The 22,196-nt window shown below is 37.2% G+C and carries 23 protein-coding genes; 14 read left to right on the top strand and 9 right to left on the bottom strand.

Annotation, left to right across the window (positions count from 1 at the left end; all coding sequences use genetic code 11):
• The 4 genes from A6M55_RS10195 to A6M55_RS10180 form a co-directional block, all read left to right on the top strand.
• A partial coding sequence (locus tag A6M55_RS10195) for a rod shape-determining protein (protein WP_064197473.1) occupies positions 1-981 on the top strand: 981 nt, incomplete at its 5' end.
• Positions 982-1,141: 160 nt separating this feature from the next.
• Positions 1,142-2,002 (top strand): rod shape-determining protein MreC, encoded by an 861-nt coding sequence (mreC, locus tag A6M55_RS10190; protein ID WP_064197493.1) that lies wholly within the window; start codon positions 1,142-1,144, stop codon positions 2,000-2,002.
• Positions 1,999-2,505 (top strand): hypothetical protein, encoded by a 507-nt coding sequence (locus A6M55_RS10185; protein ID WP_064197492.1) that lies wholly within the window; start codon positions 1,999-2,001, stop codon positions 2,503-2,505. The genes mreC and A6M55_RS10185 overlap by 4 nt, the downstream gene beginning before the upstream one ends.
• Positions 2,506-2,653: 148 nt before the next feature.
• Positions 2,654-3,859, top strand: a complete 1,206-nt coding sequence (locus A6M55_RS10180; RefSeq protein WP_064197495.1) for a serine hydrolase — start codon at positions 2,654-2,656, stop codon at positions 3,857-3,859.
• A gap of 25 nt (positions 3,860-3,884) precedes the next feature.
• Here A6M55_RS10180 and A6M55_RS10175 read toward each other — a convergent pair whose 3' ends face one another.
• The gene (locus A6M55_RS10175) at positions 3,885-5,138 is read right to left on the bottom strand and encodes a hypothetical protein (protein ID WP_064197491.1); all 1,254 of its coding nucleotides are present in this window, start codon (positions 5,136-5,138) and stop codon (positions 3,885-3,887) included.
• Between the two features lie 119 nt (positions 5,139-5,257).
• On the opposite strand from A6M55_RS10175, the gene A6M55_RS10170 reads away from it, so the two are divergent.
• The 4 genes from A6M55_RS10170 (at position 5,258) to A6M55_RS10155 (ending at position 9,249) form a co-directional block, all read left to right on the top strand.
• On the top strand, positions 5,258-5,761 hold the full coding sequence (locus A6M55_RS10170; protein WP_064197490.1) for a DUF2911 domain-containing protein: 504 nt from the start codon (positions 5,258-5,260) through the stop codon (positions 5,759-5,761).
• Between the two features lie 12 nt (positions 5,762-5,773).
• Positions 5,774-6,391, top strand: coding sequence for a family 16 glycoside hydrolase (locus A6M55_RS10165; RefSeq protein ID WP_064197489.1), 618 nt, complete (start codon positions 5,774-5,776; stop codon positions 6,389-6,391).
• Between the two features lie 54 nt (positions 6,392-6,445).
• Positions 6,446-7,777: a serine hydrolase gene (locus A6M55_RS10160; RefSeq protein WP_064197488.1), complete on the top strand. Its 1,332-nt coding sequence runs from the start codon at positions 6,446-6,448 to the stop codon at positions 7,775-7,777.
• A 242-nt stretch (positions 7,778-8,019) separates the two neighbouring features.
• Complete coding sequence (locus A6M55_RS10155; RefSeq protein ID WP_064197487.1) at positions 8,020-9,249, top strand: alkaline phosphatase family protein; 1,230 nt, start codon at positions 8,020-8,022, stop codon at positions 9,247-9,249.
• Positions 9,250-9,336: 87 nt separating this feature from the next.
• Here the strand turns inward: A6M55_RS10155 and A6M55_RS10150 are convergent, their stop codons facing one another.
• Complete coding sequence (locus A6M55_RS10150; protein WP_064197486.1) at positions 9,337-10,182, bottom strand: AraC family transcriptional regulator; 846 nt, start codon at positions 10,180-10,182, stop codon at positions 9,337-9,339.
• A 211-nt stretch (positions 10,183-10,393) separates the two neighbouring features.
• Between A6M55_RS10150 and A6M55_RS10145 the strand changes: the two genes are divergently transcribed.
• From A6M55_RS10145 to A6M55_RS10130, 4 genes are all read left to right on the top strand, one after another.
• On the top strand, positions 10,394-11,377 hold the full coding sequence (locus A6M55_RS10145) for a phytanoyl-CoA dioxygenase family protein (protein ID WP_064197485.1): 984 nt from the start codon (positions 10,394-10,396) through the stop codon (positions 11,375-11,377).
• Positions 11,378-11,581: 204 nt separating this feature from the next.
• The gene (locus A6M55_RS10140) at positions 11,582-12,403 is read left to right on the top strand and encodes an aldo/keto reductase (protein WP_064197484.1); all 822 of its coding nucleotides are present in this window, start codon (positions 11,582-11,584) and stop codon (positions 12,401-12,403) included.
• Positions 12,404-12,494: 91 nt separating this feature from the next.
• Positions 12,495-13,532, top strand: a complete 1,038-nt coding sequence (locus A6M55_RS10135) for a hypothetical protein (RefSeq protein WP_064197483.1) — start codon at positions 12,495-12,497, stop codon at positions 13,530-13,532.
• Positions 13,533-13,585: 53 nt separating this feature from the next.
• The gene (locus A6M55_RS10130; protein ID WP_064197482.1) at positions 13,586-14,365 is read left to right on the top strand and encodes a pentapeptide repeat-containing protein; all 780 of its coding nucleotides are present in this window, start codon (positions 13,586-13,588) and stop codon (positions 14,363-14,365) included.
• A gap of 135 nt (positions 14,366-14,500) precedes the next feature.
• Here A6M55_RS10130 and A6M55_RS10125 read toward each other — a convergent pair whose 3' ends face one another.
• The 3 genes from A6M55_RS10125 to A6M55_RS10115 form a co-directional block, all read right to left on the bottom strand.
• Positions 14,501-14,719 (bottom strand): hypothetical protein, encoded by a 219-nt coding sequence (locus A6M55_RS10125; protein WP_064197481.1) that lies wholly within the window; start codon positions 14,717-14,719, stop codon positions 14,501-14,503.
• Between the two features lie 74 nt (positions 14,720-14,793).
• The gene (locus tag A6M55_RS10120; protein ID WP_064197480.1) at positions 14,794-16,029 is read right to left on the bottom strand and encodes an MFS transporter; all 1,236 of its coding nucleotides are present in this window, start codon (positions 16,027-16,029) and stop codon (positions 14,794-14,796) included.
• Between the two features lie 38 nt (positions 16,030-16,067).
• Positions 16,068-16,691, bottom strand: a complete 624-nt coding sequence (locus A6M55_RS10115; RefSeq protein ID WP_229235506.1) for a TetR/AcrR family transcriptional regulator — start codon at positions 16,689-16,691, stop codon at positions 16,068-16,070.
• A 102-nt stretch (positions 16,692-16,793) separates the two neighbouring features.
• On the opposite strand from A6M55_RS10115, the gene A6M55_RS10110 reads away from it, so the two are divergent.
• Positions 16,794-17,945, top strand: a complete 1,152-nt coding sequence (locus A6M55_RS10110; protein WP_064197479.1) for a DUF1624 domain-containing protein — start codon at positions 16,794-16,796, stop codon at positions 17,943-17,945.
• Between the two features lie 174 nt (positions 17,946-18,119).
• Here the strand turns inward: A6M55_RS10110 and A6M55_RS10105 are convergent, their stop codons facing one another.
• From A6M55_RS10105 to A6M55_RS10090, 4 genes are all read right to left on the bottom strand, one after another.
• Entirely contained in the window at positions 18,120-18,536 is a 417-nt protein-coding gene (locus A6M55_RS10105) for an OsmC family protein (protein WP_064197478.1), read from the bottom strand.
• Positions 18,537-18,637: 101 nt separating this feature from the next.
• Positions 18,638-19,228, bottom strand: a complete 591-nt coding sequence (locus A6M55_RS10100; protein ID WP_064197477.1) for a Crp/Fnr family transcriptional regulator — start codon at positions 19,226-19,228, stop codon at positions 18,638-18,640.
• Between the two features lie 161 nt (positions 19,229-19,389).
• Entirely contained in the window at positions 19,390-19,884 is a 495-nt protein-coding gene (locus A6M55_RS10095; RefSeq protein ID WP_064197476.1) for a DinB family protein, read from the bottom strand.
• Positions 19,885-19,999: 115 nt separating this feature from the next.
• Positions 20,000-20,689: a YafY family protein gene (locus A6M55_RS10090; protein WP_064197475.1), complete on the bottom strand. Its 690-nt coding sequence runs from the start codon at positions 20,687-20,689 to the stop codon at positions 20,000-20,002.
• Between the two features lie 536 nt (positions 20,690-21,225).
• On the opposite strand from A6M55_RS10090, the gene A6M55_RS10085 reads away from it, so the two are divergent.
• Positions 21,226-22,196: carbohydrate binding family 9 domain-containing protein (locus A6M55_RS10085; protein ID WP_197491690.1), on the top strand; the 971-nt coding region annotated here is incomplete at its 3' end.

Genomic DNA, 22,196 nt, shown 5'->3' with positions numbered 1-22,196 from the left:
ACGGCAAATACCCTCATTATCTACAAAGACCAAATCGTTGTAGATGAACCTTCTATTATTGCTTTAGACAAAATTACTGGAAAAGTGTTAGCGATAGGTCATAAAGCAATGCAAATGCACGAAAAAACCAATGAAAATATAAAAACTATTCGTCCACTCAAAGATGGTGTAATTGCCGACTTTACTGCCGCTGAATTAATGATTCGTGGTATGATTAAGATGATTGAGACGGGTCGTAGTTGGTTTTTCTCACCTTCTCACCGTATGGTTATCTGTATTCCATCAGGTATCACTGAGGTTGAGAAACGTGCTGTAAAAGATTCAGCCGAACACGCTGGTGCGAAAGAAGTTTACATGGTACACGAGCCAATCGCTGCGGCTATCGGTATCGGTATCGACATTGAGCAACCAAACGGCTCGATGATTGCTGACATCGGTGGTGGTACTACTGAGATTGCGGTTATTGCTCTTTCGGGCATCGTTTGTGAAGCGTCGGTTCGTATTGCAGGTGATTTATTTACGAGAGATATTGTTGATTATATGCGTCGTGAGCATAACTTGCTTATTGGCGAGCGTTCGGCAGAATTTATCAAGATTCAGGTTGGTGCGGCTTTACCAGATTTGGATAATCCACCAGCTGACATCGAGATTCGTGGTCGTGACTTAATGACGGGTATTCCGAAAGAAATCAAGGTAACTTACAGCGAAATTGCTTACGCTCTTGATAAATCAATTTCAAAAATTGAAGAAGCCATCATGCGTGCATTGGAGATGTCGCCACCAGAACTTTCGGCCGACATTTACGAAAACGGTATTTATTTAACAGGTGGTGGAGCATTACTTCACGGCTTAGATAAGCGTTTGGCTATTAAAACAAAACTTCCGATTCACGTAGCTGACGACCCACTCCGTGCGGTTGTGCGTGGAACAGGTGAGATTTTGAAAAATATCGAAAAATATAGAGCAGTTATAGTGCAATAAAATAGTTCTGAGTTCTGAGTTCTGAATTCTGAGTTTCATAAAAAAATCAAAAAGTTAGCTTCAAATGTAAAAGCTAACTTTTTGATTTTGTAAGAAATTTCCCACTGAAACTTTGTGTTTATAACTCTGAACTCAGAATTCTGAACTCAGAACTCACATCATGTCGCAACTCTTCCGACTTATATTTCGCATACGAAATTTTCTTTTGTTTGCTATTCTCGAACTCGTCAGCTTTTGGTTGCTCGTCAAGAACAATCATTACTGGGATGTTTCGTTTTTTAATACTTCCAATTTCTACGCAGCCAAGACCCTCGAAAGCTCAAATTATGTAAAAAACTACATGAATCTTGGCAATGTAAACGATCAATTGATTGCTGAAAATGCTCAACTCAAAAAAGCAGTGTCGGCCATGCAATCGTTTAAGCAAAGAGAGGGAGATTATTACAAGGTTGATTCGGCCTTTGCTCTCCGTTTCGAGTTTAAGGTGGCGAAGGTTGTCAATAATACAGTTGGTTTATCGAAAAACTACTTGACGATTGATAAAGGTACACTTGATGGCATTGAACCTGGAATGGGCGTAATTTGTCCGCAAGGAGTTGTTGGAACGGTGATGCAATGCTCTGAGCATTTCTCTCGTGTTTATTCGATTCTACACTCAGAGTCGAAGGTTTCGTCAGAAATCAAAAACTTGACGCTTCGTACTAAAAACGATAAAGCCTTAGGTATTGCTGAATGGGGTGGTCTGAATCCAAAAATCATTAATTTGAATACGATTGACCGCTTTAAGCCAATCAAGCAAGGTGACTCGGTGGTTACTTCTGAGCAAAACGTAATTTATCCTTCGGGAACAATGATTGGTAAAATTCGTAAGCTAAGTGCCAAACAAGACCAAGCGTTTTTTGATATTGAAGTGGAGTTGGCAACTGACTTCCGCAATTTATCTTATGTTTACATAGTAAACAATAAGCTGAAAAAAGAACAAGATTTATTAGAGCAATCAACCACCGAAGAAAAGAAATGAATTCTCAGACGGTCATAAAATTAGTCCTTACATTCGTCATTTATTTAGTACTACAAATTGTGATTCTCCGCAATTTTGTGTTCTTCGATGTGGCGTTTTGCTTTGTTTATATTGCGTGTATTTTACTCTTACCTGATGAAGTTGACCCAATTTGGGTGATTTTGATAAGTTTTCTGATAGGTTTGTTAGTCGATATTTTCTACAATACCGCAGGTGTACACGCCTCCGCCAGTGTGATGATTGGGTATTTGAGAGGCTACATCATCAAGTTTTTATTCCCAACAAAAGGTGTTGAAAACGATATTACAATTTCGTTGAAAGATATGGGCGGTGAGCGTTTTGTAAGATACGTGGCTATTCTTACAATAATTCACCACTCAATGCTGTTTTTTGTAGAAGCAGGCGGTTTTCAGTTTTTCTTGATTACGGTTCTGAAAATCATTTGCAGCGTTATTTTTACTACGTTTTTGATTATCATTTTGCAATATGTGCGTGGAAATTAAGTTTCCATGCACAGTTTTCTACACTACTTTTTCTCTGAAAGACCACCTATTATTTTTCGACACCATTTGACAGATTACAAAATTTGTCCTACTTATTTATATAGCCTTTTTACTTCGTTTGTTTGATTCGGATTTGTGAGATATTATGATGAAATTGACTAAAAGCTTTCCTTTCAGTAGTTACTACTATATTGTTGTTTGTTTGCTCGCTACAAGTGTTTTTTCGTGTCAGAATGTTGGCTCAAGTAAAAGCGAGAAAAAAGTGGATAGTGCTGCTCTAAAAAAAGAGGAAGCTCGTATTAGAAAAGAAATTAATGCAGATAAAAAAGCGGCTTTGATTGAACAAGTTATTCAGCAAAAATTAACTCAGGGTTTTAATGGAAATGTGCTGATTGCCCAAAAAGGAGTCATTGTCTATCAAAATGCCTTTGGTTTTGCCAATGACTCAGTCAAAAATAACCTACAATCGAAGTTTCAACTTGCTTCACTTTCAAAGACATTTACGGCAGTTGCGGTCATGAAATTGGCTGAACAAGGAAAACTCGGTCTTGATTACACAGTAAAAGATTACTACCCAAATTTTCCGTATGATGGCATCACGATTCGTAGTTTGCTTTGCCACCGTTCGGGTTTGCCATTTTATCAATATACTTTTGATAAGATGGTTAGAGAAACCAAAGCTTACCCAACTAATCAGCAAATTATGGAATGGTTTGCAACCGTGCAGCCAACGCCAAGAATGTTTAATCAACCCGACCATTATTTTGGTTACAATAACACCAATTTTGCCATCTTAGCAGCGTTGGTTGAGAAAGTTACGGGCAAAGATTTTGATACTTATATGCGAGAAAATATCTTCCGCCCGATTGGCATGAAAGATTCGTTTATCGTAACTACCAAAAATGATTCTATCAATATCAATCGTACGATTGGGTATCAGTTTGGCAGAAAATTACCGAAAGATTATTATGATGATATTTCGGGTGATAAAGGAGTTTATTCGACCTTGGGCGACTTACTAAAATGGTATGAAGCTCTAAAAACTAATGCTATCATTAGCAAAGAGTCGTTCCGTGAAATGATTATGCCTCGTAGTTTTGAGTTTCCAGGGCTAAGAAATTATGGCTACGGTTTCAGACTTTGGGTAAATGCTAAACAACAAACTGACTATGTGTATCATACAGGTTGGTGGAAAGGCTACAACACCATTATGTTTTTCGACCCTCGTGAAGATTTTGTGATAATTCTACTCAGTAATAAATATAACCGTTCGGTCTATAACATCAAGCAACTCATTGAAATTATGCACGGTGGAAACTCTACCACAATGGAAGAGAGTATTTTGGATGAATAAGAAACAACGATTATTAGGAAAGAGGCTACAAAGCCTCTTTTTTTATGCCTTTTAACTCAAAACGTTTCACCTCTCCCGTACCCATGAAGCGAATACGAGTGCCTACAATTTTGCCGATGCCTTTCGTAAAACTACCTTTATATGCCAGTAAATTGTTTATATAAACTTGAATTTGTTGGTTTTGAGCTATACACTTAACTTTTATCCAGTTGGCATAATCAACGCCAAAAGCTGATAAATTATATGTTTGACCATTAATTTCTTTATCTGCGATGGTCATTTCCAATTCACCTACACAACCTTTGATACTTAACGGAATAGCGATGATTCCTTCTGAACCTAACAACAAGATTCGGCATTGTTTGCAAACACCAGAGCTTCTCGAAAAAGTATTCCTTAGTTCAGTTTCTAATATAAAATCTTGGCTATTTACTATGTTTTTGGTGGCAACATTATACAAATTGGTCCAAATATTTTCTGATTTTAAATCAATATTTTGATTGAGTAAATCTGCCTCGTTTATACTTATAATTTCACCTTTTTGAATCTGCTTTTTAGAAAAATAGATAGGAGTTTTTACTGTTTCGAGCGTTCCTAACCAGCCATCCGATTCTATAAATAAATCGTGTTCTTTCACAATCGAATCATTCAAAATTAATTTCGCTCTGAAATATCCTGGCGTATAATACGTACTGGTATATTCATGTAAATTTTTATCAACTTTAAATCGGCGTTTGGGGTCCCAATTTTGTTGAATAAACACCGAATCGGCATTTGAGTCGGTAGCATTATATTCAAAAACTACGGTATTTGGAACTCCTAACGTAACAGGTTTGCTTGTGAAGCGAATATTACTAAACTCCAGTTGTTGCAGTCGTTTCTGAAATGCCCACAAAACTCCAATCAACATCAAACCAAAAGCTGTAATAAATGCCCACTGGAATCTCTTGAAAATACTTTTCAGTTTGATTTTTATGATAATTTCATCCTCAAAATTTTTCTTTTTTTCGCTTCCATCATTCCGAAATGCTCGCCAATTTTCATACCCAGCAAACTGGCCCAAAGCATTGAGCGTAGCCAAATTAGGCGAGCTATCATATTTTACTTTTCCCCAAATACGCTTGAGCGTACTGCTACTGAGCGACACCTTTGTTTTCTCAAAGATTCGCTCGCTCAATTCCTCAAAATCTTGATTTTGCCAGTTACTACTATCGCCCCAAGCCAGTTGAGACTCAATTAAATCTTTGCATTGCTCTATGTAAAGTCGCTCGTCGGTCATTGAAAATCAGTGTGTTATGATTTGAACAAACTTGAACAAGGTTTGAAAATGGTTAATTTCGATGAATTTCTCAATTTTGAAACGTTAAAGCTATTCACAAATCAAAATTATGTACTAAAATGAAAAGAACAGTTTTTTTTATTGCTTTATTATTTGCTGCCTTCAATCTTTCTGCCCAAGACAAAGCCAGTCGCCCGAGTCCACCAGCACAAGCTACGGCAAGTGTTAACGGCAAAACCATTACTATCGACTACGGGCAACCCGCAGTAAAAGGTCGTGAGATTTGGGGTAAGCTCGTACCTTATGGACAAGTATGGCGTGCGGGTGCCAACGAAACAACCGCCTTTACGATTTCGGCCGATGCTACCATTGAAGGACAAAAATTAGCTGCGGGCAAATATGCTTTTTTTGTGATTCCGAACGAAAAAGAATGGACAATTATTTTCAACAAAACAATCAAATGGGGAGCTTTTAGTTATAAACAAGATGAAGATGTATTACGTGTAAATGTCCCTGTCAAAAAAGCTAAGACATTTACAGAAAAGTTAGTCTATGAAGTTTCGGATAAAGGCGAGGTATCATTGACGTGGGAAAATGCAACGGCCAGTTTTAAAGTAAAATAAACTATACAAAATATGAAAAAAGCAATTATCATTCTCTTTCTACTTTCGAGCCATTTGATGGCTCAAACACAGATTTCTGATTTTACGGTTTTTAATCGAAGCATTTCGATTCTTAAAGAAAGTGAAAAACTGATTATCAGATTCAGCGAGGCAAGATTAGAAGGTTTGGCGTGGCTCAACGGGCAAACCTTCTCGGAAGGAACGATTGAGTTTGATGCCAAAGGCAGAGATAAACTCCAAGGAAGTTTCATCGGAGTAGCTTTTCATGGGCAAAATGATAGTACGTATGAAGCTATTTATTTTCGTCCGTTTAATTTCCAAGCGACAGACCCTATTCGGCATATTCATGCGGTACAGTATATTTCTCATCCGAAATACACTTGGAAAATGCTGAGAGAAACTCGTAATGGAGAATTTGAAAAGGCGATTTTGCCCACAAACGTACAAGCCAACGATTGGTTTCATGCAAAAATCGAAGTTCGGAATAATCGTATAAAAGTGTTTGTTAATAATTCTGCTACGCCATGCTTAGATGTGCCAACGCTTAGTCCTGACCTAAAAACAGGTAAAATTGGTCTTTGGGTTGGCGATGGTTCTAATGGTGATTTTACCAATCTAAGGTTTTATTAATAATATCAGTGGTAATTTTAAAACAGCACTATTTTATCTAATTGACCCAATAAAATGAAAAAAACAATCTGCTTTATTTTTCTTATAACATTAGCAATTATTACATCTTTTGGACAGAATATAAACACTGTAAAATTGGATAGCTTTCTTAATACACTATCAGCAAAAGGCTTAGCCATGGGAAGCTTAACTATTTCAAAAAATGGAGCTATTGAGTATCAAAAGGCAATCGGATATTCTTTGGTCAGTAATGATAAAAAGGTAAACGCTAACATATATACAAAATATAGGATTGGCTCAGTGACGAAAATGTTTACAGCGGTAATGATTTTCCAGCTTATAGAAGAAGGAAAATTAAGCTTTGACCAAAAGCTTAATACATATTTTCCCGACTTGCCTAATGCAGATAAAATTACCATTGAAAACATGCTCTATCACAGGAGTGGCTTACATGATTATACTCGTGACACTAATTTCTCTGATTGGATAGACAAACCTAAATCTCATGACGAGTTAGTAAAGATTATAAGAGATAAAGGGAGTGATTTTGAACCAGATACTAAGGCAGATTATTCTAACAGCAATTACTTATTCTTAGGTTTTATAATTGAAAAAAAAACCAAATTAACGTATGCTGATGCCTTAAAAAAAAGAATCACATCTAAGCTTAATTTAAGAGATACTTATTTCGGAAGACCCATCAATATTAAAAATAATGAAAGCTCTTCTTATAAATTTGCTAATAGTAATTGGGTTAAACAAATCGAAACCGATTTAAGCATCCATAATGGTGCAGGTTCAGTAGTTTCTACACCAACTGACTTGGTAAAGTTCATTAATGCTTTATTTTCCGATAAGTTAATAAATAAAACGAGTCTGGCCAAAATGGAAACAATGATTGATGGTTATGGAATGGGTATATTTCCAAACAAATATGTTGTTGATAAGCCAAGTCTTGGACACAATGGAAGAATCGAAGAGTTTTATTCAGCACTTTGGTATTTCCCAAACGAGAAAGTATCTTTAGCTTATTGCACAAATGGCATAAACTATCCTCGAACAGACATTATTGAAGGTGTTTTAAAAATCTGTTTCAATGTGCCTTTTTTAATCCCTTTAGCTAAAAGCAATAATTCTGAACGTGGAGGTTTAGATAAATACCTTGGCAAATATTCCTCTGGCCAAATTGAAGTTAACTGTATAAAAGAAGGAGTAAAATTGTTGTTGGAGACAAGAGGTAAGGTGTTTGAACTGGAAAAGATAAGTGGTAACTATTTTATGAATGCTGCAAGCGGCTATTTCTTTGAGTTTTACCCTGACAAAGATAAAATGCAAATAAAAGAGGCTGATAATATTTATACCTTAAAAAAACAAACTAATAGGTAAACTCTACCAATAAAATTAGTTTTGTACAAGCAAGGCTGAATAAGGTATTGAAACTTCGGATGTTTGCATCAACTGTACTTTAATTAGAGATTGAACGAATGCTATTTGGCTCTTATTAGGCAAGTGTGCCACACCTTGTTATTTCAAACATTAGGAGTGGTACACTTATTTAACAAATCCTTTATCTCAAAATCAAAAGTGCGTATCTATATTTGTGGTGTCAACATCTATAAACCTTCCGCATGAAAAAAGTATTTATTTTAATTTGTACACTCGTCAATTTAAGTCTTTCAGCCCAAAACAAAAAAAAAGCAGTTTTTATCATTGTAGATGGAATTCCTGCCGATGTAATTGAAAAACTCAAAAAAACGAATCTTGATTCAATTGCTCAAGTAGGTGGCTATGCTCGTGCTTACGTGGGTGGCGAACGCAAAAGCTATTCGCAAACGCCTACAATCTCGGCAGTTGGCTACAATAGCTTGCTTACTGGCACTTGGGTAAATAAACACAACGTTTGGGACAACGACATTAAAGCCCCTAACTACAATTATTGGACAATTTTTAGATTTTTTAAGCAGCAATTTCCAGCGAAAAAAACGGCCGTTTACTCTACTTGGCTGGATAACCGAACCAAACTTGTGGGCGATAATTTACCACAAACAGGGCATCTAAAAACTGATTATCATTTTGATGGACTCGAACTCGACACGGCTCGTTTTCCGCACGATAAGCAAAGTAAATACATTAATCTGATAGACGAAGAAGTAACCGTAGCAGCAGCAAAAGGCATCAGAACCGATGCACCTGATTTAACTTGGGTGTATCTGGAATTTACGGACGATATGGGCCACAAACACGGCGATAGCCCGGAATTTTACAATGCCATTGAAACGATGGATAAGCAGGTTGGTAAAATCTGGCAGGCAATCAAATATCGTCAAGCAAATTTTAAAGAAGATTGGGTGATTTACATTACTACCGACCACGGTCGTGATGCAAAAACAGGTAAAGGTCACGGTGGGCAGTCGGACCGAGAGCGTGCTACTTGGATTATAACAAACGCCAAAAATCTCAACTCAAATTTTACGCAAAATCAACCAGCTATTGTTGATATTATGCCTTCGATTGCCTCATTTATGGGCATTTCATTACCTCGTGAGCAGCAATTTGAAATTGATGGAATACCACTAACTGGCAAAATTTCCGCCATTTCACCCGAAGCAACATTGAAAGATGGTAATATAGAACTAACTTGGAAAGCCATTGACAAAAAGGGCAAAGCAAAGATTTGGCTGGCTACTACTAATAATTTTGAAACTGGCGGAAAAGATACGTACCAGTTAATAAAAGAAGTAGCTGTTGATGCCGAAAAAGCTACAATTGATGTTAGTAAATTGCCTTCGCAGTTTTATAAAATTGTCATTGAAATGCCTTATAATATGCTCAATCGTTGGATTGTTTTGGGGAAATAAACGAATATAGCTCATCCTGAATTATATTTCATTGCCGTCAGTTTTAACTGACGGCAATGAAATATATAGTTATATTTTCTCAAAAATTTACTTCGTAAAATACCGTTTCTTAAAAGCCAAAGGATTTTCTCCAGTCAATTTCTTGAAAGTTCGATTAAAATACGACATACTTTCAAAGCCACAATCAAAGCACGTTTCGGTTACATTCTTATCTAATAAAAGCAAATTTTTAGCTTGATTGACTCGGTAATGATTCAGAAATTCGGTGAACGTTACTTTCGTCATTTTCTTAAAATACCTACAAAAAGCGGCTTCGCTCAAATTACTCAAAGCAGCTACTTCCTGTAAATCTATTTTTCGTTGATAATTTTCATCAATAAACTGATACAAGCGTTTGATTCGTTCTTGATCTTTTTTATTGTATTGATTTTCAACAGGTTGCTCGTGTAGCAGTACATAATCTTGCGTAGTTGCCAAAAGCTGAAAAATACTCAATATTTCTAAAAACTGTCCGAAATAACTAAGTCCATCGAGCACTTTCATTCGTTCACCTACCAATTTTTTTGTTTTTTCTCCGAAAGCAATACCATATTGTGAGCGTTGAAAAAGTCTCTGAATATTCGCCAACTCGGGAGTTTCGAGCATGGCATTTTGCAGGAAATCTTGTCGAACTTGAAGTACCACTTTTTCGTAATCGGTCTTTACCAAATAATCAAAATTGAGATGCGGAATATTTGAGCCAATGAAAACCAAATCGCTATCCACGAAGCGAGAAATATGTTCGCCAACGTGTCGAGTACCATCAGTTCCTTCGATAAAAACCAACTCAAATTCTGGGTGAAAATGCCAATAAAAAATCTGACTCAATCGTGGCCTAAAAACCCGAAACGAACTTTCAGAGTCAATCGTAAATTCTTCTAAAACAATTTTCATTTTAATAATACATAGTAGAGCGTATTGCATACGCCCAAAACCAATACATTTAAAACAAATTTGCACATTTTTCGTAATTTATTTACATTAATATCCACATTAAATCAATATTGTTCAAAAAACAGTAATTATAGGTAAAGTATAGCATAATTTTAGCCCATACATTTGTGTTATTATTTTAATCTTAAATATCATTAAATAAATATAAGCTATGCAAATGACACCCACGATGGCCCCAACCATGATGCCCAATAAAAATCATACTGATAAACCAGGGAATCCTTCGACCGCCACGAGTAGCCAAATTAAGTTACGCACGAGCATTGCCGAAGGCGGTTCATTACGTGTACTAAGCGAAGACGATTGGAAGTTTTGGATAGAAAATGGCTATGTAATTATCAAGAATGCAGTGCCGAGAGAACAAGCACTTCGCACGGCCGATTTTATTTGGGAATTTGAAGAAAAATCTCCCAATGACCCAAACACTTGGTACACCGCCCCACGTGCCGAAATGCAAATGAAAGAACTCACTGGCACGGGAATGGTGGAAGTGTATAACAACCAACATCTTTGGAATAACCGCCAAATGCAACGAGTTTATGATGCCTTCGTTGACATTTGGGGAACCGAAAAACTTTGGGTAACGATTGACCGTGCAAACCTTAATTTTCCGCTTCGCCCTGGGTTTGAATATAAAGGTTTCATCCACTGGGACTATGACCCCGAAACAAAACCACAAAATGTACAAGGAGTATTGGCTTTGGCCGACCAAACCGATGAAAATATGGGTGGTTTTCAGTGTATTCCAGAGTTATTTCGTACTTATGATACTTGGAAATTAACCCAACCCGAAGACCGCAATCGTTTCAAACCCGATATTACAGGTTTTGAAGATAAATTGGTAAAAGTAAAACTCGAAGCGGGCGATTTATTGATTTTTAATAGTAGTCAACCGCACGGAATTCGTCCGAATAATTCGACTGACAAGGTGCGTATCGCCCAATATATTTCGATGATGCCAGCCGAAGAAGACAACGACGATTTGCGTGACTGGCGAGTAAATTCTTGGAAAAATCGTATTTCACCCGAAGGCTATGCGTTCCCAGGCGACCCTCGTAATTGGGAAAAAACTAAATATGATACAGCAGAGTTAAACGATTTAGGTAAAAAACTTTTGGGTTTAGAAAAATGGTAATTTAATTCATAATAAAAAAATACTTCTTTCAATCCTTTAATGAATCTTACATGCCGTTTGAAAAATTTGGCCCAATGAAAAAGGTAATCTCCATCATTTTCAACCAAATTTTTCAAGAGGTGATTGTAAGATTCGTGTTTTTTTGTTACTTTTTTTCAAAAAAAAGTAAGATTGAGAATAAAAAATAAATCATATTTATAAGCTATGAACCAAAACCAACTCTATACTACTCTCAACAACGGTAATCAAATGCCATTACTCGGCTTGGGCGTTTATGATATGTATAACCGTGAAGCCGAACAGGCAGTCTTATGGGCTTTAGAAACTGGCTATCGGCTCATTGATACTGCTGAAATGTATAAAAACGAAACCGAAATTGGTAATGCAGTGCGTGAAAGTGGAATTAATAGAACTGAACTTTTCGTAACAACTAAAGTAAACAATGGCGACCAAGGTTTTGATAAAACACTGCGAGCTTTTGATGAAAGTCTAAAAAAACTCAACATCGACTACATCGACCTTTATTTGGTACATTGGCCAATCAAAGCAACCCGAAAAGACACTTGGCTTGCCCTCGAAAAACTCTACACTGAAGGTCGAGTTAAGGCAATCGGCGTGGCAAATTACCTTGTGCCATTTCTAACCGAACTCGAATCTTACGCCAACATTGTTCCTGCCGTCAATCAAGTAGAGTTTAGTCCGTATTTGTATTTAAAAGATTTGGCAGAAGTTTGTAAGCAAAAGGAAATCCAACTGCAAGCCTATACACCGCTCGTGCGAGGTATGCGTATGAATGATCAAAAACTTCAAAGTCTTGCTCAAAAATATAATAAAACTCCCGCCCAAATTATTTTGCGTTGGGCTTTGCAGCATGGCGTTTCAAGTATTCCAAAATCAGCTAATTTGCAACGAATCAAAGAAAATTTTGATGTTTTCGACTTCGAAATCAGTCAAACAGATATGAGTTTTATTGATACTTTCAACGAAAATCTAAGAGTAGTTGATGACCCTATGGATTTATTTTGAAAATAATTCCTATTTTCTGCAACGCTCGTTTCATGTTTTGCATCTTATGTTCAGACAACAATAATTATGAAATCTTAACATTACGCAATTTATGAAAAAGCTACTCTCATTATTTATTTTAGGATTATCCATTTCAACGGTTTCTTGGGCTCAAGATAAAGAAACGCCTTACTTCGTAAAAACTTACAAATCATCAGAAGTAAAAAACCTTAATGTTCGCACATCGGGTGGCGGAATTTCGGTAACTGGCGGTGCAGGTGACGAAGCTCGTGTAGAGGTTTATGTAAGAGGAAACAACGGCGGAAGTAACCTCAGCAAAGAAGAAATCGAAGACCGTTTGAAAGAATACGAATTAAGCGTAAAGAAAGAAGGTGAAACTATCTCGTGCGTAGCTAAACGCAAAAGCGAAGGTAGCTGGAACAATTGGAAAAACGGCCTCAGCATTTCGTTTAAAATCTTTACTCCCGAAAAAATCTCTACTGATTTAGTAACCAGCGGTGGCGGAATCTCTCTCAAAAACCTTACAGGAAACTTAGGTTTCACAACAAGCGGTGGTGGCTTAAAACTCCAAAACTTGGGTGGAAATGTAAAAGGACGCACTTCGGGTGGAGGAATCAATATCAGCGGTTGCCGTGATAATATTGACGTAGCAACCAGTGGTGGTGGAATTGATGCCGAAAGTTGCAAAGGCGACATCAGACTAAGTACTTCAGGCGGAGGTTTAACACTCAAAAAACTCGACGGCACAATCAAAGCAACAACCAGCGGTGGCGGAATCAGAGCCGAAGAAATCAGTGGCGATTTCGTAACTTCAACTTCGGGTGGTTCAATCAAATTAGAAGATATTACCGCCAGCGTAAAAGCCTCAACTTCGGGTGGTGGAATTAGTGCCGATATTAAATCGCTTGGCAAATACCTCTCTCTTTCAACGAGTGCAGGAAGCATTCATGTAAGAATGCCAATGGATAAAGGCATGGATTTAGACCTTGACGGACAAAGAGTAAAAGTACCAGCATTATCAAAATTCAGCGGAACTGTTGAAAAAGACCGTGTGAAAGGCTCGCTTAATGGTGGTGGAATTGCCGTAAGAATGGACGCCAACTCTGGCGGTGTTTATATCAACGAATAAATTTATGTATTGATATTTTATCATTCAATCATGCTATCAATCAAAATTATTTTATGAAAAAGATACTAATTTTAATGCTTTTTGCTTTCGTCGGCACGGCGGCTTCAGCTCAAAAAGAGATTTCGGCAAAAACTATTTTTGAAGCCATCGACAAAGGACAAGCTGTTGATTATCAGGATGCTATAATTGTTGGAGATTTGGATTTAACTGAACTTTCAAACAAAAAACGCATCAAAAATAAAGGCAATTACGAAGAATACAAAAGCTACGTAGAAGTGCCAATTTCGTTTAAGAACTGCTCGTTTAAAGGCGATGTGATTGCTTATAAAAACTTAGAAGAAGAAAAAAGTCGTAAAATCGGAAATGGGAATATCAACTGGAATATTGGCGATGGAACAACCTATTCAACAGATTTTGAAAAAGCAGTGGTTTTTGAAAACTGTTCTTTTGGAGGAAAAACAGAGTTTAAATATTCTGATTTTGCTGAAAGAACCTCGTTTGGTGGAGCGAAATTCTCGAAAGATGCCAATTTCAAATATGCAGATTTTAAGCAAGAAGTAATTTTTGCAAAGTCAGATTTCGATGATTACGCCAATTTCAAATACACTTCTTTCAAACAAGATGCTGATTTTTTTGATGTCAGATTCAAAAATTATGCTGACTTTAAGTATGCAGATTTCAGTGAGCGTGTAACTTTCAAAAGCACAGCTTTTAGCAATCAAGCCGACTTTAAATATGCCGAATTCCGTGATGATGCCAATTTCGATAATACCAAATTCAAATCTGGTGTTGATATGAAATATTCAAACGGCAAAAAGTATGTAAATAAATAACTTTCGTCAGTTAGAAATTGAAGATTAGGGATTTCAGATTGATGATTTAAGAATTATTTAATTAAAAAAAATCTACAATCATTAATTTGAAATCCTTAATCGCACGGGCGACCCCGCTTCAATTTACATTCTAACCTACTCCAAAACCTCAATTCTGTAGCCCGAAGCACTTAATTGCTCCACAATGTAGCTTTCGCAAATTTCCATTTTTCGGTTTTCAATTCGTAAGATTTTATCACAATCTTCTAAATCAAAATTCCATTTCCCGTGCGGTAAAACAAGTTCGTTAAGCAATGGAGCTACTTTCCGTACTTGTATTTTATTTTTTATCGTAGTTTTGAATACCCAAATCATGACTATTCTTAGGTTTAATTTGGAAGGATAAACAAAATAAACACAAGCTACTGACAGCCCTATGTCAGTCAATCTTAAAATTTATTTAATTGTTTTTTCTGAATTTGTCGGTTCAAGACATACATCATACCAATTGTGATAATCATCGAAGCTACCACCACAATACCCAAAAATGGATAGTTTTGCATCGTTCCATCGCTTCCCTCCGATACAATTACGCCCGCCAAAGCGGCAGCAGCTCCGCCCGAAATCTGCTGAATCGAAGAGTTGATACTCATAAAAGCCCCACGGTCTTGCATTTGCGGTACTGCCGTCATGAGTGAAGAGGCCGAAATCATACGAGCCGTGATTCCTGCAAACATTAGCACATTCACAATAACTACCAACCAAAGCGGCGTTTGTCCTAAATTGGTATAAATCAAAACCATAACACTTGTGATGATTGACCCCACAAAAAACACCTTGTATTTGCCCAATTTATCGCTCAATTTACCCGAAAGAGGCCCAAACGTAATCGTAAATATGCCTGTCACTAAATACAACATCGGTAAATCTTTGATGTCAATCTTTAGATTATTGATACTAAAAGCACTACCAAAAGGCATGAGCATAAAACCGCCAGTAGCTAATAAGATTGTCGCTAAAAATGCCCTTAAATAGTCAGGTTTTGAGAGTGTCTTCCATAAATGCTCAAAAGGATTTCGGTCGTTTTGTACCTTCAAATGCTCAGTAATTGGCTGCATATAAGCCACAATTGCAATGCCGACGATTATCGAAAAGCCCACAATCATCCAAAACGGTGAATGCCAGCCAAAGGCATTGGCCAAATATAAGCCAATCGGTAAACCCAAAATCTGACTTGCCGAAAACGCCATTTGCACAAAACCCATCACACGACCACGCATTTCGAGTTTGAATAAATCTGAGATAATCGCAAAACTGATTGAGCCAATCACACCACCAAAAATCCCGGTTACGATTCGAGCTATCAACAAAAACTCATAGCTATCAGCCACCGCACAAAGCGTTGTGCCGAAAATAAAACCCACATAAAAGAAAAGTAGTAGTTTTTTACGGTCGAATCTATCCGCAAAACCAGCAGCCAAAAGCCCCGATGCACCCGCACTAAAAGCATACGCCGACACAACCAAACCAAATTGATTTGGTTGAAGACTCAATTCTTTCATCAAAATCGCACCCAAAGGTGACAAAACCATGAAATCTAAAATCAATGTAAATTGTAAGATTGCCAAAATAGCAATAATAAAAATCTGGTATCGAGTAAAAGTCGAAGTTGTATTATTATTCATTATTAAATAAATGTTCGTTTATTATTTAGGTAAATTTTTTAAATTTTAAGTGCTTTCATCACCAAATCGAAGGTTTGCCACATGATTTCTTCAGAAAAAACAAAAGGGCGGTCGCCGATACTTTTTCCTTCACTATGAAAACGCAATAGATTATATAAAGGAGCATACGCCACAGACCAAAAAACTTCAATCGGCATGGCTTTTACTTCATTCTTTTCAATAGCATTTCTCATAAAAACACTCATTTTTTCTTTAAACTCAGCAACAATATCAGCCGCCACTGCTTCTCGAAAAGTTGAGTTTTTGATTTGCTCATAAAATGTCATTTCAAGTGCATGGCTCAGCATGAAATTGGCTCTGTTTCGCCATTGAACCCTCATTCCATCCTCAAAAGGTGCTTCAGGATTAAAGTCTTTGAATATCGCCTGATTGAGTTTTTTGCCAATTTCACGGCCAATACTCATCACGAGATCTTCTTTATCTCGATAATAAATGTAAAGCGTAGCAGGCGACACATTGGCGGCTTTAGCCAATTTTTGCATGCTAAAACCCTCAAAACCTTGACTCACGAGCAGTTCAAGGGCTTTTTGCTTCACAATCTGTTCTTTATGTTCGTCACGAATTCTCATATTGGGTGTAAATATAAATGAACGTTCGTTCATTTAAAACAAAATTCATTTATTTTCGTTTTACGAAATCGTTTTGTTTCAAAAATAAAGTGGTTTTGTTTATATTTGGAAACACAAAAACCTTCCTTACAAATTATGAAAAGAATTACTTCGATTGATGTCGTTCGTGGCATTGTTATGGTTATCATGGCTCTCGACCACACACGAGATTTTCTACTACAAAATGCTCTAAATCAAAATCCAACCGATTTATCAAACACCTACCCTGCTCTATTTTTTACTCGCTGGATTACGCATTTGTGTGCCCCTACGTTTGTGTTTTTGTCGGGTGTTTCAGTATATATTTCGGCCAAAAACCAAAGTAATGTCAGCGAAAGTCGTAAGTTTTTATTAACACGTGGGCTTTGGCTAATATTCTTGGAGTTTAGTATTATTTCATTCGGAATCTGGTCAGATATTGGTTTTCACACCCTGCTTTTCCAAGTCATTGCAGCGATTGGTTTTGGTTTTATTTTACTGTCGATGCTGATTGGAAAATCGCACAAAATTGCTCTCGGAATCGGTGCTTTTATCATGATTTTCTACGGTCTTTTGGCTTTAGTACCCGAATCTGGCATTAGAAATGCTTTAAGTCCGCTTTTTGTCCTTACTGTGCTTCCACTTGGCGAAAGACTGCTGATTTTGGCTTATCCGATACTTCCATGGTGGTCAATTATGCTCATTGGCTATGGTTTGGGTGAGTATTTTTTAGTAGAAAAAGCTAATCGAACAAGGTTTTTCTTGAAGATGGGAGCAGGATTTTTAGTAGCTTTCTTACTCCTTCGTTTTATCAATCTCTACGGCGACCCTGTGCCGTGGAGCGTTCAAACGAATCCTGCTTATACGATTTTATCGTTTCTGAATGTCTCTAAAAATGCACCTTCGCTCGACTTTACCCTTTGCATGGTCGGAATTGCGTTTATTATGCTCTATTTAGCCGAAATTTATGGTGAAAGCAAACTGAAAATCTTCAAGGTTTTTGGTAGTGTACCGTTATTCTATTACCTCATTCACTGGTACGTGATTCGAACCTTTTTAATCATCACATTTTTAGCGAAGGGCTATCAATGGAGCGATTTTGTGTTTCATGAACAAACCCTCGGTCGCCCAAAAAACGATGATGGACTTACACTTCCGCAAGTGTATTTGGCTTGGTTTGCAGTTATTCTGATTATGTATCCACTTTGTAAATGGTACAGTCATTATAAAAGCCAACATCCCGAAAAAACTTGGTTGCGGTATTTGTGATTGTTAATAAAAAAGAGGTTCTAAATGAATTTATCGGGTGGATTAACGTCGGCAGGGTTTTGAACCCTGCCGACGTTTCTCAACTTAATGAAACCCAATAAAATCATAAATAACAAAAAAAGAACACAGACTATGCTGCCTGTGTTCGGTAAATTTATATGTGTTTTGATGATATTAAACCAAAGTAGCCGCAAGCGTAATTTCAGCATTGAAAAGCTGCGAAATCGGGCAATTTGCTTTTGCGTTTAGAGCAGCTTCTTGGAATTGCTCTTCCGAAATGTTTGGAATCGAAGCAGACATTTCTAAATGAATATGCGTTATTTTTCCATCTTCAAATACTACTTTCGCATTGGTGTCGATATTATCGGCTGTGAAACCTAACTCATTCAAAACGAAACTAAATTTCATCGAGAAACAACCTGCGTGAGCTGCTCCGATAAGTTCTTCAGGGTTTGTGCCTACGCCATCAGCAAAACGAGTTTTGAATGATAATTGAGCCTTATCGAGTGTTGTGCTTTGTGTAGAAACTGTTCCTACGCCTTCCATTCCTGTACCTTTCCAATTTGCCGATGCTTGTCTTGTAAATTTCATTTTCTTTATTGTTTAAATTGTTATTTTGAATTTGATGATACAAAGGTCAGCATCAGCCACAACAAAAACTTTAACCCAAGTTAAAATCGTAAAAAATTAGACTATTTTTTTTCGGAAAGCCTTTTTCGGATTCGACTCAGCGATGGGCCTTGAATACCCAAATACGAAGAAATGTGATACAGCGGAATGGTATTTATAATATCGGGGTGGTGCGAAATCAAATCTAAATATCGTTGCTCGGGTGTTTGGAAAAGCAAACTTTCGGTGCGATTAAGCGACACGTTGGAGGCTTGTTCGGCAATTAATCTGCCCAGCCGCTCCCACTCGTGCGACTGCCTGTAAAGTGTCATTAAATTATCAAAATGAATATAGATAACCTTTGAAGCCACCATCGACTGCGTGTAAAAATGACACGGAACTTGGTTGATAAAACTGGCGTAAGAAACTACCAGCTGATTATCGGTGTAGAAGAAAATGTTTTTTTCGTCGGCAGTTTTTTCATCAACATAATACGTACGAAAAACCCCTTCCAGCACAAACCCCAAATGTTTACAAACTTGCTGAAAATCGTTGTAGAATTCGCCTTTTTTGTAGGTTTTTACTTGCCAATATTTTTCAGAAAGCCTAAAGGCATCTCGGCTCATACCCGAAAATGCCTTTAGGCTATTTTCTAAAATTTCGATTTCAGTCATTTTTTATCATTTTTCAACAAATATGCTTGACGAATGTTGATAAATCAATAGAAATCGTACGAAATAACGTAGTTGTGTGGATTGCGTTTTTCCCTTAAAATAACTTTTTCATAAAATTTGTGCAAAATACACTTCAAGCAATGTACTTGCTGCCGCAGAGCTTACATCATCTCGTCGGCACTTGGCCCATAAGAACCAGGAATCGGAATATCCAAGAGGCGTAAGAAAACACCCAGTTGAGCTCTATGATGAATCGTTTGGCTCAAAGCATTACGAATGGCTTCGGCTTTGCTTATATCCATATAGATTTGGTCACCTGCACGTAGTTTCCATGATTCGGCTAATTTTGCTTCATTTTCTGGAATAAGATGCGTACGTCCATCGGCCAACGATTCTTCAAAATACGCCAATAATTCAGCCGTATTATTGATTGCTTTTGGTTGGTAAGGCGTTTGTGCAAAATCTAATTCATCGGTTGAAAGACCGATAGTTATCCATGTCGGAAGTTCGGCGATGTGCGTTCCCAACTGGCGAAACGTCATGCTTCTTGGATGAGGCTGCCAATCGAATTTATCATCAGGAATAAGTGATAACATTTTACGAGTGACGATTGATTCATACTCTAATTCTTTGAGGTACATTGCAATAAGTGACATACTTTTTTGAAGTTTTTGGTTAACATTGCAAAGAAAATATGCCTCACTGACAACCCTATGTCAGTGCTTATTGAAAGTTTTTTTTCTGTGGAGCGAACAGGATGTTCGCTCCACATTAATAATTTACAGGAATCTGCGGCATATATTCGCCTACTTCGATGTGGTCGGTCTTTTTGAAGGCTTGGTGCGTATCTTCAATTTTTGACATTCGTGAGACATTAAAATCTCGGTATTCGTTTCTTGTATGACACCACGCAATCAGATGCCAGCCAAAAGCATAGAAAATCAAACCAATTGGCTCGGCTTGGCGGCGGCTGTGTTCTTCTTTATTATTTCTATACGAAAACGCTATAATCGTTTTGGCGGCAATGGTTTGCTGTAAAATTGAGAGATGCTCGTAGTCTTGCGTGAGACGTTCGGGAACTTGATATTTGATATTATTGGTCAAAAACTCAACCTTTTCTTTTTGCTGTGTTGGTAAAATCGACTTTATTTTATTGAGAGCGTTGGAATAATGTTTCTGAATAGATTTATCGGTAAAACCATAAACCAACGATTCGGTCAGAAGCAGAGCGTTAGCTTCTTCGGTCGATAACGAAATTGGTGGGAGAAAATAGCCCTGCACAACAAAATACCCTTTGTTTGGCTCAAAACTCAGCGGAATACCCGATTCGCTCAAAGCCTTTAAATCTCGATAAACGGTACGGACACTGATTTTAAATTTCTCGGCAATTTTTTCGGCCGAAACATATTTTCTTGATTGCAAAAAGGTAAGAATCCCGAAAAGTCTATCTATGCGGTTCATTTTTAGTTTATCTTTTTCATAATTTTTCTAACTTATTCAAATATACGTTAGATTCCGAAAAGATACAATTTCATTTCATCAAAACTGTTTTCGACAAACGTCTCAATGTCCGAAGGCGTACTTAATTTGTCCATTTTCGGACGTTTTTATTTTCACAAAAAAATGCAAAATGTTCACTATCAGGAACTTAACAAACTGGCACAGGTTTTGAAAAATACTATTTGCTGTCTAAATTAGGGTTTAGAGCATCAGAGACACAAAATTATGAAAAAGCTATTATCACATTAAAAACAAAAATTTATTTCAAAACAAAACTTAAATCCATGCAACTTTTATGAAGAAATAGTGTCGTTGTCGTAATTACTTTTTGTAACCTTTTTTTACCAGACAAGTATTCACATCAAATTGATTAATAATTGTTAAAAATACACCTCTTAACATTTATTAATACTTGTCGAAAGCCAAACAAAAATAAATTTGTGGCCGCAAAAGCATTCTGCTTCTACGACACGAACCTGTACTTACAAACAACAATTATGAAAAAGCTCTTTTTACTAACTCTGATGCACTCGTGCATTGGCTTCAGCTTGACGTTTGCCCAAACTCCAACGCCTCGCTCACTCGAAGCCAAACGCACCACTAAACCCGTAATTATTGATGGCAAACTGAATGATTTGGCGTGGCAAGATGCCGCCATAGCCGATGATTACACCGAGTTTCGGCCAACCGCTGGCAGAAAAGAAGAAAAAGGAAATCATACCGAAACTTTTTTGATGTATGATGATGCAGGAATCTATTTCGGCGGAACTTGTTTCGAGCGAAATGTCGATAGCATTGCGAAAGAATTATCGGGACGAGATGGTTTCGGAACAAATGATTACATCGGTTTGATTTTCGATACTTACAATGATAAACTCAATGGTTTTGAGTATTTCTTGACCCCACTTGGCGAACAATGGGACGCAAAAATGACCTCAAACCAAAATAGCAATAACGGTGGCGAAGATTTTAGTTGGAATGCCGTTTGGAAAAGTGCCGTTGTGATTCATGATAAAGGTTGGAGTTTCGAGATGTTTTTACCTTATGCAGCCATCAGATTTAGTAAAGATAAAGTACAAAATTGGGGGTTGAACATTACCCGAAGAAGGAGAAAAACCGAACAGCAATATACTTGGAATCCGATTGACCCAAATGTGAATGGTTTTCTGACCCAAGAAGGACAATGGAAAGGAATTTCGGATATAAAACCTCCGCTTCGCTTGCAACTTTTTCCGTATTTTTCGGTCTATGCCAATCATTTCCCGACCGATGCGACGAATCAAAAAAATTGGACAAATCAAGTATCAGGTGGACTGGATTTAAAACTCGGACTCAACCAAGCATTTACGCTTGATGCCACCTTAATTCCAGATTTTGGGCAAGTACAAAGTGATAATCAAGTGCTGAATCTGACGCCTTTTGAGGTGAAATTCAACGAATATCGTTCTTTTTTTACGGAAGGTACTGA

This window comes from Emticicia sp. MM (assembly GCF_001649495.1).
This window is presented reverse-complemented; position numbering and strand designations above follow the sequence as displayed.

What these genes read in the sequence shown, in the direction of transcription:
- mreC (WP_064197493.1), top strand. Translation starts at nt 1,142, where the DNA reads ATGTCGCAACTCTTCCGACTTATATTTCGCATACGAAATTTTCTTTTG.
- A6M55_RS10185 (WP_064197492.1), top strand. Translation starts at nt 1,999, where the DNA reads ATGAATTCTCAGACGGTCATAAAATTAGTCCTTACATTCGTCATTTAT.
- A6M55_RS10180 (WP_064197495.1), top strand. Translation starts at nt 2,654, where the DNA reads ATGAAATTGACTAAAAGCTTTCCTTTCAGTAGTTACTACTATATTGTT.
- A6M55_RS10175 (WP_064197491.1), bottom strand. Translation starts at nt 5,138, where the DNA reads ATGACCGACGAGCGACTTTACATAGAGCAATGCAAAGATTTAATTGAG.
- A6M55_RS10170 (WP_064197490.1), top strand. Translation starts at nt 5,258, where the DNA reads ATGAAAAGAACAGTTTTTTTTATTGCTTTATTATTTGCTGCCTTCAAT.
- A6M55_RS10165 (WP_064197489.1), top strand. Translation starts at nt 5,774, where the DNA reads ATGAAAAAAGCAATTATCATTCTCTTTCTACTTTCGAGCCATTTGATG.
- A6M55_RS10160 (WP_064197488.1), top strand. Translation starts at nt 6,446, where the DNA reads ATGAAAAAAACAATCTGCTTTATTTTTCTTATAACATTAGCAATTATT.
- A6M55_RS10155 (WP_064197487.1), top strand. Translation starts at nt 8,020, where the DNA reads ATGAAAAAAGTATTTATTTTAATTTGTACACTCGTCAATTTAAGTCTT.
- A6M55_RS10150 (WP_064197486.1), bottom strand. Translation starts at nt 10,182, where the DNA reads ATGAAAATTGTTTTAGAAGAATTTACGATTGACTCTGAAAGTTCGTTT.
- A6M55_RS10145 (WP_064197485.1), top strand. Translation starts at nt 10,394, where the DNA reads ATGCAAATGACACCCACGATGGCCCCAACCATGATGCCCAATAAAAAT.
- A6M55_RS10140 (WP_064197484.1), top strand. Translation starts at nt 11,582, where the DNA reads ATGAACCAAAACCAACTCTATACTACTCTCAACAACGGTAATCAAATG.
- A6M55_RS10135 (WP_064197483.1), top strand. Translation starts at nt 12,495, where the DNA reads ATGAAAAAGCTACTCTCATTATTTATTTTAGGATTATCCATTTCAACG.
- A6M55_RS10130 (WP_064197482.1), top strand. Translation starts at nt 13,586, where the DNA reads ATGAAAAAGATACTAATTTTAATGCTTTTTGCTTTCGTCGGCACGGCG.
- A6M55_RS10125 (WP_064197481.1), bottom strand. Translation starts at nt 14,719, where the DNA reads ATGATTTGGGTATTCAAAACTACGATAAAAAATAAAATACAAGTACGG.
- A6M55_RS10120 (WP_064197480.1), bottom strand. Translation starts at nt 16,029, where the DNA reads ATGAATAATAATACAACTTCGACTTTTACTCGATACCAGATTTTTATT.
- A6M55_RS10115 (WP_229235506.1), bottom strand. Translation starts at nt 16,691, where the DNA reads ATGAACGAACGTTCATTTATATTTACACCCAATATGAGAATTCGTGAC.
- A6M55_RS10110 (WP_064197479.1), top strand. Translation starts at nt 16,794, where the DNA reads ATGAAAAGAATTACTTCGATTGATGTCGTTCGTGGCATTGTTATGGTT.
- A6M55_RS10105 (WP_064197478.1), bottom strand. Translation starts at nt 18,536, where the DNA reads ATGAAATTTACAAGACAAGCATCGGCAAATTGGAAAGGTACAGGAATG.
- A6M55_RS10100 (WP_064197477.1), bottom strand. Translation starts at nt 19,228, where the DNA reads ATGACTGAAATCGAAATTTTAGAAAATAGCCTAAAGGCATTTTCGGGT.
- A6M55_RS10095 (WP_064197476.1), bottom strand. Translation starts at nt 19,884, where the DNA reads ATGTCACTTATTGCAATGTACCTCAAAGAATTAGAGTATGAATCAATC.
- A6M55_RS10090 (WP_064197475.1), bottom strand. Translation starts at nt 20,689, where the DNA reads ATGAACCGCATAGATAGACTTTTCGGGATTCTTACCTTTTTGCAATCA.